This window comes from Burkholderia sp. AU18528, from assembly GCF_002223215.2.
Classification (GTDB): Bacteria; Pseudomonadota; Gammaproteobacteria; order Burkholderiales; family Burkholderiaceae; genus Burkholderia; species Burkholderia semiarida.
In genome coordinates this window covers 143,332-156,056 of the sequence record NZ_NKFC02000004.1, presented here as the reverse complement: position 1 = coordinate 156,056, position 12,725 = coordinate 143,332, and the positions used below count along the sequence as shown (strand labels likewise).

General features: G+C 67.9%; 14 protein-coding genes. 9 read left to right on the top strand and 5 right to left on the bottom strand.

Translation table 11 applies throughout. The features are described 5' to 3' along the window. Nucleotides 1-77: 77 nt before the first annotated feature. The 8 genes from dusB (at nt 78) to CFB52_RS03245 (ending at nt 7,878) form a co-directional block, all read left to right on the top strand. Complete coding sequence (dusB, locus tag CFB52_RS03280; protein WP_059581116.1) at nt 78-1,145, top strand: tRNA dihydrouridine synthase DusB; 1,068 nt, start codon at nt 78-80, stop codon at nt 1,143-1,145. Continuing rightward, complete coding sequence (locus CFB52_RS03275) at nt 1,142-1,375, top strand: Fis family transcriptional regulator (protein WP_006476892.1); 234 nt, start codon at nt 1,142-1,144, stop codon at nt 1,373-1,375. Before dusB ends, CFB52_RS03275 begins: the two co-directional genes overlap by 4 nt. Nucleotides 1,376-1,419: 44 nt before the next feature. After that, complete coding sequence (gene purH / locus CFB52_RS03270) at nt 1,420-2,985, top strand: bifunctional phosphoribosylaminoimidazolecarboxamide formyltransferase/IMP cyclohydrolase (protein ID WP_089464543.1); 1,566 nt, start codon at nt 1,420-1,422, stop codon at nt 2,983-2,985. 156 nt (nt 2,986-3,141) lie between these two features. After that, nucleotides 3,142-3,684, top strand: a complete 543-nt coding sequence (gene ruvC, locus CFB52_RS03265) for a crossover junction endodeoxyribonuclease RuvC (RefSeq protein ID WP_059638140.1) — start codon at nt 3,142-3,144, stop codon at nt 3,682-3,684. Nucleotides 3,685-3,867: 183 nt separating this feature from the next. Then, entirely contained in the window at nt 3,868-4,449 is a 582-nt protein-coding gene (ruvA, locus tag CFB52_RS03260) for a Holliday junction branch migration protein RuvA (RefSeq protein WP_031402135.1), read from the top strand. A 108-nt stretch (nt 4,450-4,557) separates the two neighbouring features. Beyond that, complete coding sequence (gene ruvB / locus CFB52_RS03255; protein WP_059581103.1) at nt 4,558-5,628, top strand: Holliday junction branch migration DNA helicase RuvB; 1,071 nt, start codon at nt 4,558-4,560, stop codon at nt 5,626-5,628. A gap of 24 nt (nt 5,629-5,652) precedes the next feature. Continuing rightward, a complete protein-coding gene (locus tag CFB52_RS03250) occupies nt 5,653-6,606 on the top strand; it encodes an oxygenase MpaB family protein (RefSeq protein WP_099316072.1) in 954 nt (317 codons plus the stop codon). A gap of 147 nt (nt 6,607-6,753) precedes the next feature. Further along, a complete protein-coding gene (locus CFB52_RS03245) occupies nt 6,754-7,878 on the top strand; it encodes a ParB/Srx family N-terminal domain-containing protein (protein WP_099316606.1) in 1,125 nt (374 codons plus the stop codon). A 61-nt stretch (nt 7,879-7,939) separates the two neighbouring features. On the opposite strand, the gene CFB52_RS03240 is transcribed toward CFB52_RS03245, so the two are convergent. The 3 genes from CFB52_RS03240 to tyrS are packed head-to-tail and all read right to left on the bottom strand — an operon-like array spanning nt 7,940 to nt 10,325. Then, nucleotides 7,940-8,605 (bottom strand): histidine phosphatase family protein, encoded by a 666-nt coding sequence (locus tag CFB52_RS03240; RefSeq protein ID WP_059581098.1) that lies wholly within the window; start codon nt 8,603-8,605, stop codon nt 7,940-7,942. A gap of 23 nt (nt 8,606-8,628) precedes the next feature. Then, nucleotides 8,629-9,087 carry a D-aminoacyl-tRNA deacylase gene (gene dtd / locus CFB52_RS03235; protein WP_006483442.1) on the bottom strand — a complete coding sequence of 153 codons (459 nt, stop codon included), beginning with the start codon at nt 9,085-9,087 and terminating at the stop codon, nt 8,629-8,631. Next, entirely contained in the window at nt 9,084-10,325 is a 1,242-nt protein-coding gene (tyrS, locus tag CFB52_RS03230; RefSeq protein ID WP_059581097.1) for a tyrosine--tRNA ligase, read from the bottom strand. The genes dtd and tyrS overlap by 4 nt, the downstream gene beginning before the upstream one ends. Nucleotides 10,326-10,467: 142 nt before the next feature. Here tyrS and CFB52_RS03225 point away from each other — a divergent pair, with 142 nt between their 5' ends. Beyond that, nucleotides 10,468-11,616 (top strand): anhydro-N-acetylmuramic acid kinase, encoded by a 1,149-nt coding sequence (locus CFB52_RS03225; protein ID WP_099316071.1) that lies wholly within the window; start codon nt 10,468-10,470, stop codon nt 11,614-11,616. A 107-nt stretch (nt 11,617-11,723) separates the two neighbouring features. Here CFB52_RS03225 and erpA read toward each other — a convergent pair whose 3' ends face one another. After that, on the bottom strand, nt 11,724-12,095 hold the full coding sequence (gene erpA / locus CFB52_RS03220) for an iron-sulfur cluster insertion protein ErpA (RefSeq protein WP_034187117.1): 372 nt from the start codon (nt 12,093-12,095) through the stop codon (nt 11,724-11,726). Nucleotides 12,096-12,323: 228 nt separating this feature from the next. Next, complete coding sequence (gene rpsI / locus CFB52_RS03215; protein ID WP_011883283.1) at nt 12,324-12,716, bottom strand: 30S ribosomal protein S9; 393 nt, start codon at nt 12,714-12,716, stop codon at nt 12,324-12,326. Nucleotides 12,717-12,725: the final 9 nt, after the last annotated feature.

Genomic DNA, 12,725 nt, shown 5'->3' with positions numbered 1-12,725 from the left:
GCATGGGAATACGGTAAAATGCCCGTTTTCCGCCTTCCCTTCCCCTGCCCGCGCGTGTCGCGGGCGGCGCCATTGCGATGCCCGTTATCGGCCCTCACGTATTGCGTAACAACCTGTTCGTCGCCCCGATGGCCGGGGTGACGGATCGTCCGTTCCGCCAGCTGTGCAAGCGGCTGGGGGCCGGTTACGCGGTGTCCGAGATGGTCGCGTCCAACGCGCAGCTGTGGAAGAGCGCGAAGACGATGCGGCGCGCGAACCACGAAGGCGAGGTCGAGCCGATCGCGGTGCAGATCGCCGGCGCCGATCCGGCGATGATGGCCGAAGCGGCCCGCTACAACGTCGACAACGGCGCGCAGATCATCGACATCAACATGGGCTGCCCGGCAAAGAAGGTCTGCAACGTCGCGGCCGGCTCCGCGCTGCTGCAGAACGAGCCGCTCGTGCAGCGGATCGTCGAGGCCGTCGTGGCGGCGGTCGGCACCGGGCCCGATGCGGTGCCCGTCACGCTGAAGATCCGCACCGGCTGGGACCGCGAGCACAAGAACGCGATCACGGTCGCGCGCCTGGCCGAAGCGGCCGGCATCTCGATGCTCACCGTGCATGGCCGCACGCGCGCCGACCTGTACCGCGGCGACGCCGAGTACGACACCATCGCCGCCGTGAAGGCGGCCGTGCGGATTCCGGTCGTCGCGAACGGCGACATCACGTCGCCCGCCAAGGCGAAGGCCGTGCTCGACGCAACCGGCGCCGACGCGCTGATGATCGGTCGCGCCGCGCAAGGCCGGCCGTGGCTGTTCCGCGAAATCGATCATTTCCTGCAAACCGGCGAGCTGCTGCCCCCGCCGCGGATCGACGAGATCCAGCACGTGATGAACGAACACCTGGAAGACCACTACGCTTTCTATGGCGAATTCACCGGCGTCCGTACTGCGCGCAAGCACATCGGCTGGTACACTCGCGGCCTTTCCGGTGCCAACGGGTTCCGGCACCGAATGAACACGCTCGATTCCACCCGCGAGCAGCTCGCCGCCGTCAATGCATTCTTCGAGGCGCAAAAAGCGCTGTCGGACCACCTCGTCTACGTCGATGACGAAGCGGAAAACGGCCGGGGCGAGCCGGACGACCATAACCAGTTAGCAGCATGAGCAAGCACAACATCGAACAATGTGTCCGCGAGAGCCTGGACGTGTATTTCCGGGATCTAGACGGCTCCAATCCGCACGACGTCTATGAAATGGTGATGTCCTGCGTCGAAAAGCCGATGCTCGAGGTCGTGCTCGTACAGGCCGGCGGCAACCAGTCGCTCGCCGCCGAGTACCTCGGCATCAATCGCAATACGCTGCGCAAGAAGCTGCAGCAGCACGGCCTGCTGTAGGCGGCCGTCCCGTCCCCGTTTCCCTGGCTATTGGTGGTTCCATCATGATCAAGCAAGCGCTCATTTCCGTTTCCGACAAGACCGGCATCGTCGACTTCGCGAAGTCGCTGTCCGACCTCGGCGTCAAGCTGCTGTCGACGGGCGGCACCGCGAAACTCCTCGCCGACGCCGGCCTGCCCGTGACCGAAGTGGCCGATTACACGGGCTTCCCGGAAATGCTCGATGGGCGCGTGAAGACGCTGCACCCGAAGGTGCACGGCGGCATCCTCGCCCGCCGCGACCTGCCCGAGCACATGCAGGCGCTGGAGCAGCACGGCATCCCGACGATCGACCTGCTCGTCGTGAACCTGTATCCGTTCGTCGCGACGATCGCGAAGGACGACTGCACGCTCGCCGACGCGATCGAGAACATCGACATCGGCGGCCCGACGATGCTGCGCTCGGCAGCGAAGAACCACCGCGACGTGACGGTCGTGGTCGACCCGGCCGACTATGCGGTCGTGCTCGATGAAATGAAGGCGAACGGCAACACCGTCGGCTACCCGACCAACTTCCGTCTCGCGACGAAGGTGTTCGCGCACACCGCGCAATACGACGGCGCGATCACGAACTACCTGACCAGCCTGACCGACGAGCTGAAGCACGCATCGCGCAACACGTACCCGGCCACGCTGAACCTGGCGTTCGACAAGGTGCAGGACCTGCGCTACGGCGAGAACCCGCACCAGAGCGCGGCGTTCTACCGCGACCTCGCGGCGCCGGCCGGCGCGCTGGCGAACTACCGCCAGCTGCAGGGCAAGGAACTGTCGTACAACAACATCGCGGACTCGGACGCGGCGTGGGAATGCGTGAAGACGTTCGACGCGCCGGCCTGCGTGATCATCAAGCATGCGAATCCGTGCGGCGTCGCGGTTGGCAACGACTCGGCCGACGCGTATGCGAAGGCATTCCAGACCGACCCGACCTCCGCATTCGGCGGCATCATCGCGTTCAACCGCGAAGTCGACGAAGCGGCCGCGCAAGCGGTGGCGAAGCAGTTCGTCGAAGTGCTGATCGCGCCGTCGTTCTCCGACGCCGCGAAGCAGGTGTTCGCCGCGAAGCAGAACGTGCGCCTGCTGGAAATCGCACTCGGCGACGGCCACAACGCATTCGACCTGAAGCGCGTGGGCGGCGGCCTGCTCGTGCAGTCGCTCGATTCGAAGAACGTGCAGCCGCACGAGCTGCGCGTCGTCACGAAGCGCCACCCGACGCCGAAGGAAATGGACGACCTGCTGTTCGCATGGCGCGTCGCGAAGTACGTGAAGTCGAACGCGATCGTGTTCTGCGGCAACGGCATGACGCTCGGCGTCGGGGCCGGCCAGATGAGCCGCGTCGATTCCGCCCGTATCGCGAGCATCAAGGCGCAGAACGCGGGGCTGACGCTCGCCGGCTCGGCCGTCGCGTCGGATGCGTTCTTCCCGTTCCGCGACGGCCTCGACGTGGTCGTGGCGGCCGGCGCGACCTGCGTGATCCAGCCGGGCGGCTCGATGCGCGACGACGAAGTGATCGCGGCAGCCGACGAGCACAACATCGCGATGATCCTGACGGGCGTGCGCCACTTCCGTCACTGATCGCCGCATGCGGCCCGCGCGCGGCCGCTGCACCGGAACCCGGCGGCATCACCTCCGCCGGGTTTTTTATTGCGCGGCGCCTTCGCGCGCGACCGCGCGACCGGCTTGCCGCCCCATTCGTTGTAGTATCGCTGCATCACGCCACTCTCCTCACTCATGCGAATTCTCGGCATCGACCCCGGCCTGCGCGTCACCGGCTTCGGCGTCATCGACGTCAGCGGCCACCGGCTCGCCTATGTCACGAGCGGCGTGATCCGCACGCCGACGGCCGACCTGGCCACCCGGCTCGGCACGATCTTCCAGGGCATCTCGACGATCGTGCGCGAACACGCGCCCGACCAGGCCGCGATCGAAAAGGTGTTCGTCAACGTGAACCCGCAGTCGACGCTGCTGCTCGGCCAGGCACGCGGCGCCGCGATCTGCGGGCTCGTCGCGGGCGGGCTGCCGGTCGCCGAATACACGGCGCTGCAGCTCAAGCAGGCCGTGGTCGGCTACGGCCGCGCGACCAAGACGCAGATGCAGGACATGGTCACGCGGCTGCTCAACCTGTCCGGCCAGCCGGGCTCGGACGCCGCCGACGCGCTCGGCATGGCGATCTGCCACGCGCACGGCGGCAACACGCTCAGCACGCTGGGCGGGCTCGCGCCGGCGCTCGCGCAGAAAGGGCTGCGCGTGCGGCGCGGCAGGCTGGTCGGCTGACGCTGCCGCGCACCGCGGCCGCGCGCGTCGGCTCGACTGCGCGGGCTGCGTTGGCCGCCTCGATCGTTTCACCCACGCCCGACATGCCCGCGACGCGCGCCGCTTCGGCCTGACGGCCGCGCCCATCGGCATTGCGCCGCGCGTGCGCTACACTCGCGCTTTCTTCCTCGCATCCCGTCCTCCATGATCGGTCGCATCGCCGGCATCCTGCTCGAAAAGAACCCGCCTCATCTGCTCGTCGACTGCAACGGCGTCGGCTATGAAATCGACGTGCCGATGAGCACCTTCTACAACCTGCCGCAAACGGGCGAACGCATCGTGCTGCTCACGCAGCAGATCGTCCGCGAAGACGCACACCTGCTGTACGGCTTCCTGACGCCGCAGGAACGCACGACCTTCCGCGAGTTGCTGAAGATCACCGGCATCGGCGCGCGCATGGCGCTCGCCGTGCTGTCCGGCATGAGCGTGCAGGAGCTCGCACAGGCCGTGACGATGCAGGACGCCGCACGCCTCACGCGCCTGCCCGGCATCGGCAAGAAGACGGCCGAGCGCCTGCTGCTCGAGCTGAAGGGCAAGCTCGGCGCCGACCTCGGCGCGCTCGCCGGCGCGGCTTCGCCGTCCGACCACGCGACCGACATCCTCAACGCGCTGCTGGCGCTCGGCTACTCCGAGAAGGAAGGCCTTGCCGCGATCAAGAACGTGCCGGCCGGCACCGGCGTGTCCGAAGGCATCAAGCTCGCGCTGAAGGCGTTGTCGAAGGCGTAACACGCGGTCGATCCGGCCGTCGAAGCCAGTGTCGCGCCGCCGCGCGGCGCGCGCCAGTCGGCCGTTCGGCCAGGTGGCCCGGGCTCCGTCGCGCGGTACAATGGCCGCATGATTGAAACCGACAAACTCGCCACCGAGCAGCGGATCATCGCCGCCACACCCGCCTCGTCGCACGAGGAGGTGTTCGAACGGGCGTTGCGGCCGCGCCAGCTCGACGACTACGTCGGCCAGGAAAAGGTCCGCGGCCAGCTCGAGATCTTCATCGAAGCCGCGAAACGCCGCTCCGAGCCGCTCGACCACGTGCTGCTGTTCGGGCCGCCGGGTCTCGGCAAGACGACGCTCGCCCACATCATCGCGCGCGAGATGGGCGTGAACCTGCGCCAGACGTCGGGGCCCGTGCTCGAGCGCGCGGGCGATCTCGCCGCGTTGCTCACGAACCTCGAGGCGAACGACGTGCTGTTCATCGACGAAATCCACCGGCTGTCGCCGGTCGTCGAGGAAATCCTGTATCCGGCGCTCGAGGATTACCAGATCGACATCATGATCGGCGAAGGCCCGGCCGCGCGCAGCGTGAAGCTCGACCTGCAGCCGTTCACGCTGGTCGGCGCGACCACTCGCGCGGGGATGCTGACCAACCCGCTGCGCGATCGTTTCGGGATCGTCGCGCGCCTCGAGTTCTACGACGCCGATCAACTGTCGCGCATCGTGCGGCGCTCGGCGTCGCTGCTCAATGCGCAGATCGATCCGAACGGCGCGCTGGAAATCGCGAAGCGCTCGCGCGGCACGCCGCGGATCGCCAACCGGCTCCTGCGCCGCGTGCGCGACTTCGCGGAAGTGAAGGCCGACGGCCAGATCACCGCGGCCGTCGCCGATGCCGCACTTGCGATGCTCGACGTCGATCCGGTCGGCTTCGACCTGATGGACCGCAAGCTGCTCGAAGCGATCCTGTACAAGTTCGACGGCGGCCCGGTCGGCATCGACAATCTCGCGGCGGCAATCGGCGAGGAGCGCGACACGATCGAGGACGTGCTCGAACCGTACCTGATCCAGCAGGGCTTCCTGCAGCGCACGCCGCGCGGGCGCGTCGCGACGCTGCTCACGTATCGCCACTTCGGGCTGTCGGTGCCCGAGGCCCGCCGCACCGAACGCGACGAGTGGGATACTCCGGACGGGAAGTAGTCCGTCGCCCGAGTCGCACCCGCCATGACGACGCCGCCCAGCCACCACCCCACCGCACCCGCGCCGGGCCCGCGCTGGGCCGAGCCGATCCGCAAGCGGCTCGTGGCCGGCATCACGCACCTGACGGTCGGCGGCGGCGGCCCGTCGATCGATCTCTCTTCACCGCCCGGCGACCCGGGGCTGTTCGGCCCCGACGCCGTCTGCTGGCGCGTGCATGCCGATTTCACGTCGATGATGACAGGCGGCATCGCCGCGCTGCTGCTGCAGGCGCTCCACCCGCTCGCGCTCGCGGGCGTCTGGGATCATTCGTCGTTCCGCACCGATATCCTCGGCCGTCTGCGGCGCACCGCCACGTTCATCACGGGGACGACGTTCGGCAGCCGCTCGGACGCGCTCGCGCTGATCGAGCGCGTGAAGGCGATCCACGCGCACATCTCGGGCAACGCGCCGGACGGCCGGCCGTACCGCGCCGACGATCCCGCGCTGCTGACCTGGGTGCATGTCGCGGAAGTATCGAGCTTCCTCGCCGCGCATCTGCGTTACGTGAATCCGGCGCTGCCGGGCGAACTGCAGGACCGCTATTACGCGGAGACGGCGCTGATCGCCGAGCTGCTGGGCGCCCAAGCGGTGCCGCGTTCGCGCGCCGAGGTGGCGGCCTATCTCGCGCGCATGCTGCCCGAACTCGAAGCCGGGCCGCGCACGTTCGACGTGATGTCCATCCTGCTGAATGTGCCGGTCGCGAAGCCGGCGCTGCGGCCTGCCGCGTCGCTGGTGATGCATGCCGGAATCGACCTGCTGCCGCCGTGGGCGCAGCGCATGCTCGGCGTGTCGGCGTTCGCGCCGGTGCGGCGCGCGCTGGTCCGGCCCGGCATACGCGCGGTCGCGCCCGTGCTGCGCTGGGCGCTCGTCAACGGCGCGTCGAAGCGTGCGCGCCGCCGCGCGACGGCCGCCCCGTCCGACGGCGCCCCGCCTGGCTGACGATCCGTTTCTTCGGATCATTTCAATTTACCGTCAAATACCTGTGGCAAGCTGACACGCTCGCGCACGGTCGCACGTCGGGCTCGTCACGCACGCCCGTGGCCCGCGCGGAGTTCCGCCTACCCGCTACGACACCCGATGCCCGTGATGCCACGCCTGCCGATCCGTTTCGCCCTTGCCGCCAGCCTGTCCGGTGTCCTCGCCCTCGCCGCGTGCGGAGGCGACGATGTCGCCGCCGTCGCACGCACGGACGCGCAACTGCCGTCCGGCAGCACGACGACGCCGGCTCCCACGCCGCCCGCAACCGCCACGCCGCAACCGGGCAAATGGAAAGCCGCCCGCGCCGGCGACCTGCTCGACGTGACGCTAGGCGATCTCCATCCGACGCAGGGCGCGATCGGCTACGACCAGATCTACTACAAGCTCGGCCGCTACGAACTGCAGCCCGACAAGAAGTTCGACGACTTCTGCGCGGACGAGGGCCTCGGCGGCATCGCATCGGGCGGTTACACGACCCGATCGTCGCTGCGCGATCCGGCGAGCTACACGTGCGCGACGACCGACGCGACCGCCCGCGACCGCTCGGTGCTGAACCCCGTCGTGATCGGCCCGAACGGCGATACGCTGTACCTGACCGACGGCCACCACGGCCTGTCGACTTACTACGAGACGCCCGACGGCGGCCCGGCGCTGCACGTGCACGTCGTCGTCAAGGACAACCTCGGCGACTACTCGGGCGACGCGTTCTGGCAGCAGATGCAAAGCCGCGGCTATCTGCGCCTGAAGGACGGCGAAGGCAAGCCGATCGCGACCGCGCAACTGCCGAGCGGCCTCGGCCTGACGCGCGGGATGACGAACGACCGCTACCGGTCGCTCGTCTATTTCACGCGCGACATCGGCTACAGCAAACCCGCGCAAGCAACCGACTACCTCGAGTTCTACTGGGCCGACTGGCTGCGGGCGCAGCCAGGCACGTTCGCGCTGGCGAGCTACGACCTGACGCGCGGCGGCACGACCGATCCCGATCCGGCGAAGGCCGACACGGGCTACCTGAATGCGGTCTGGAATGCGTCTGCGCGGATGGTCGCGGCCACGGACCCGGTGATCGACGGCAAGACGGGCGCCGACCTCGGGCGCGCCGATGCGATCAACGGCGGGAAGAAATACAGCAAGGGGGAATTCGACAAGCTGCGCCAGCCGATCACGGCCGACAAGCCCGGCAAGATCGCGTACGCGCTCGACTACAAGACGCGTCACGGGCTGCCGCAGTAAGGGTCACGCCGGAAGAAAGCACGACCCCGGGAGCCGGCCAGGCCGGACGCGATTGGCGTGCTCAGAGCACCTTGCGGTACCCGTCGTCATCGTCGCTCGCGGCTTCGAGATGCGACACGTCGGCCCACCGCACGACCTGCGCGCGACCATCGACGTAATCGACGACGTTGATGCTGGTGTTGAGCAGTTGATAGTTGCGCGGCGCCGACAGCTCGATCCCGTTCGCGAAGCGATACACGCAATCGAGCACGCCACCGTGCGCGACGCACGCGATCCGGCCGCCCGGATGCGCGGCGACGATCGGTTCGAGCGCATGCAGCACGCGGTGATAGAACTCACGCTGCGACTCGCCGCCCTCCGGCGCGAAACCTGGATCGCGCGTCTGCCACACCGCATACGCGTCCGGAAACAGCGCCTCGATCTCGGTACTGTCGTGCCCCTGGAACGCGCCGTACGAGCGTTCGCGCAACCCTTCGCGCAGCAGCAGCGGCAGCCCGAGCGCATCGGCGAACGGTTGGGCGGTCTGTTGCGCGCGCATCAGGTCGCTCGAATACACCGCATCGATCCGGGCGCCGTCGCGGGCCTCGCGCGCGAGCCGCGCCGCCAGCCGCTGCGCCTGCGCGAGCCCCGTGTCGGCCAGCGGGATGTCGATATGCCCCTGGATGCGTTTGATGCGGTTCCAGGCCGTCTCGCCATGGCGGATGAAAAGAATCTGCGTGGTGGCCATCGCGGCGCGCCTCCGGGAAAGAATCAGGGCCGCACTTGCAGCCAGAACGTCACGGGGCCGTCGTTGACGAGCGACACCTGCATGTCGGCGCCGAACTCGCCCGTCTCGACGACGGGATGGCGCGCCCGCGCGGCCGCGACGAAATAGTCGAACAGCCGCGCGCCTTCGTCGGGCGGCGCGGCCGGCGTGAAGCTCGGACGCAGCCCGCTGTTGGTATCGGCCGCGAGCGTGAACTGCGACACGAGCAGCAGGCCGCCTGCGCGGCCTTCGCCGTCGATGTTCGACACCGGCAGGTTCATCTTGCCGGCTGCGTCGCTGAACACGCGGTAGCCGAGCAGCTTCGCGAGCAGCTTGTCGGCCGCGGCCTCGGTATCGCCGCGCTCCGCGCAGACCAGCGCGAGCAGGCCCGCGCCGATCTCGCCCGTCGTGCGGCCGCCGACGCGGACGTCGGCGCGCGTCACGCGCTGGATCAGCGCGATCATGCGGTCAGCGTGACGCGTGCGAAGCGGCGCTTGCCAACCTGCACGACGAACTCGCCGGCCTCGACCTTCAGGCCCTTGTCCGACACGGTCGCGCCGTCGATCTTCACGCCGCCCTGCTCGATGTTGCGCAGCGCTTCGCTCGTCGACGGCACGAGGCCGGCCTGCTTCAGCAACTGGCCGATCGCCAGCGGCGCGCCGGCCAGCGTGACCGACGGAATGTCGTCCGGCACGCCGCCCTTCGCGCGGTGGTTGAAGTCTTCCAGCGCACGCTCGGCATCGGCTTGCGAGTGGAACCGCGCGACGATTTCCTGCGCGAGCAGCACCTTGAAATCGCGCGGGTTGCGGCCGCCTTCGGCCTCGCGCTTGAAGCCGGCGATCTCGTCGAGGCTGCGGAACGACAGCAGCTCGAAGTAACGCCACATCAGCGTGTCCGAGATGCTCATCAGCTTGCCGAACATGTCGGTCGGCTTCTCGCTGATGCCGACGTAGTTGCCCTTCGACTTCGACATCTTCTCGACGCCGTCGAGGCCCTCGAGCAGCGGCATCGTCAAAATGCACTGCTGTTCCTGGCCGTACTGCTTCTGCAGTTCGCGACCGACCAGCAGGTTGAACTTCTGGTCGGTGCCGCCGAGTTCGAGATCGGCGTTCAGCGCGACCGAATCGTAGCCCTGCATCAGCGGGTACAGGAATTCGTGGATCGAGATCGGCACGCCGCCCTGGAAGCGCTTCGTGAAATCCTCGCGCTCGAGAATCCGCGCGACCGTGTAGCGCGACGCGAGCTTGATCATCCCGTCCGCGCCGAGCGGCATCGACCATTCGCTGTTGTAGCGGATCTCGGTCTTGTCGCGATCGAGCACGAGCGCGGCCTGCTCGAAGTAGGTCTTCGCGTTCGATTCGATCTGCTCGCGCGTGAGCGGCGGACGCGTCGCGTTGCGGCCCGACGGATCGCCGATCAGCGACGTGAAATCGCCGATCAGGAAGATCACCGTGTGACCGAGGTCCTGCAGCTGCCGCATCTTGTTCAGCACGACCGTATGGCCGATGTGGATGTCCGGTGCGGTCGGGTCGAGGCCGAGCTTGATGCGCAGCGGCGTGCCGGTGGCGGCGCTGCGCGCGAGCTTCTGCGCGAACTCTTCCTCGATCAGCAGCTCGTCGACGCCGCGCTTCGTGACGGCGAGCGCATGCCGGACTTCGTCGGTGATCGGGAAAACGGGCTTGGAACTGGGTTCGGTGCTCATCGGTGCCAGGAAGAATGTCGCAAAAACAGGGATTTTCCCATAACTTGCGCGCGCATCGCTTAACGACGCGTCGCGTTGCGCGGATAATCGGGCGCAAGGCGCGCGGCACCGGCCCGCGCCGCACGATCCAGGAGAATCCAACGTGCCGCAACGACAGCCGCAGCATGCCGATCCGGCAGACGGCATCTACTTCGGGCTGATGTCGGGAACCAGCATGGACGGCGTCGATGGTGTCGCCGTGCGTTTCGAGGCCGGCCGCGCGCCGGTCGTGCTCGCCGAAGCGTTCGTCGGCTTCGCGCAATCGCTGCGCGACGCGCTGTTCGCGCTGCAGCAGCCCGGCGACAACGAGATCGACCGCGAATCGCTCGCGGCGAATGCGCTCGTCGCGCGCTATGCGGTGTGCTGCCATGAATTGCAGCGCACGGCCGGGCTGTCGCGCGACGAGATCCGCGCGATCGGCGTGCACGGCCAGACGGTGCGCCACCGCCCCGAGCGCGGCTATACGCGCCAGCTCAACAATCCGGCGCTGCTGGCCGAGCTGACCCAGGTCGACGTGATCGCCGATTTCCGCAGCCGCGATGTGGCGGCCGGCGGCCACGGCGCGCCGCTCGCGCCGGCCTTCCACGCGACGGTGTTCGGCGCGCCGGGCGAAACGCGGGTCGTGTGCAATCTCGGCGGGATCAGCAACATCACGATCCTGCCCGGCGCGGGCGGCGACGTGCGCGGCTTCGACTGCGGCCCCGCGAATGCGCTGATCGACGCATGGGCGACCCGCCATCTGGGCAAGCCGTACGACGACGGCGGAAAGTTCGCCGCACGCGGCGCCATCCACGCGGCGCTGCTCGATGCGCTGCTCGACGAACCGTATTTCACCGCGCCGCCGCCGAAGAGCACCGGGCGCGACCTGTTCAATCCCGCGTGGCTCGATGCGAAGCTCGCCGCGTTCCCGCAGGTGGCGCCGGAGGACGTACAGGCCACGCTCACCGCGCTCACCGCCGTGTCGGTGGCGCGCGAAATCGCGCAGCACGCACCGGGCTGCAAGGCCGTTTTCGTCTGCGGCGGCGGCGCACGCAATCCGGTGCTGCTCGACGCGCTTCGGCACGCGCTAGGCGAGGCCGGCGTGCCGGCGAGCGTCGATACGACGGCCGCGCTCGGCGTGCCGCCGCAGCAGGTCGAAGCGCTCGCGTTCGCGTGGCTTGCGTACCGCTTCACCGTGCGCCAGCCCGGCAATCTCGCGACGGTCACCGGCGCGGCCGCCAACCGCGTGCTCGGCGCGCTCTATCCGCGCTGATGCGGTACCCGGCCTGTCGCGGGCGGTGCAGGACGAGCGCGCATTAAAAAACGGGGCATGAAGCCCCGTTTTTCATTCCGGCGAACCGGCGCGGATCAGTCGTGCGTTCAGACCGAGAACGACGAACCGCACCCGCAGGTGGTGGTCGCGTTCGGGTTCTTGATCACGAACTGGGCGCCGTTGAGGTCGTCCTTGTAGTCGATCTCGGCGCCGACCAGGTACTGGTAGCTCATCGAGTCGATCAGGAGCTGGACGCCGTTCTTGTCCATCACGGTGTCGTCCTCGTTGACTTCCTCGTCGAACGTGAAGCCATACTGGAAGCCCGAGCAGCCGCCACCCTGCACGAACACGCGCAGCTTCAGGTCGGGATTGCCCTCTTCGTCGATCAATTGCTTGACCTTGTCGGCCGCGGCGTCGGTGAAGACGAACGGCAGCGGCATATCGGTCGTCGTTGCTGCGGATTCGGTAACAGCGTTCATTCGAACTCTCCAAAAAGCTTTAGCCGCTATTGTAGGGCCGATCAGAAGATCGTGCTGATGTCCATGAAATCAATAGGTTCTTGTCGATTTCGTCAAGCGTGCCTGCACGGGCGGCCGCCACGGCGGCCCGGGCGTGGGTAAACAGCGGGCATAAAAAAACCGCCAGCGTGAAAGCTGGCGGTTTTCCCGGCGGACGCCGCCCGAAAGCGGCGAGGCCATGAAGCGGAATTAACGCTTCGAGAACTGCTTCGCGCGGCGTGCCTTGCGCAGACCGACCTTCTTACGCTCGACTTCACGTGCATCGCGCGTGACGAAGCCTGCGTTCGACAGCGACGGCTTCAGCGTCGCATCGTAGTCGATCAGTGCACGGGTGATGCCGTGGCGCACTGCGCCTGCCTGACCCGTTTCGCCGCCGCCGTTGACGTTGACCTTGATGTCGAACGTCTGGCCGTGGTTCGTGAGTTCCAGCGGCTGGCGCACGATCATCAGCGACGTTTCGCGCGAGAAGTAGTCAGCGATGGGCTTGCCGTTGACGATGATGTCGCCCTTGCCAGCCTTGATGAAGACACGTGCGACTGCGCTCTTGCGGCGGCCCGTGCCGTAGTTCCAGTTACCGATCATGTGGGCTCC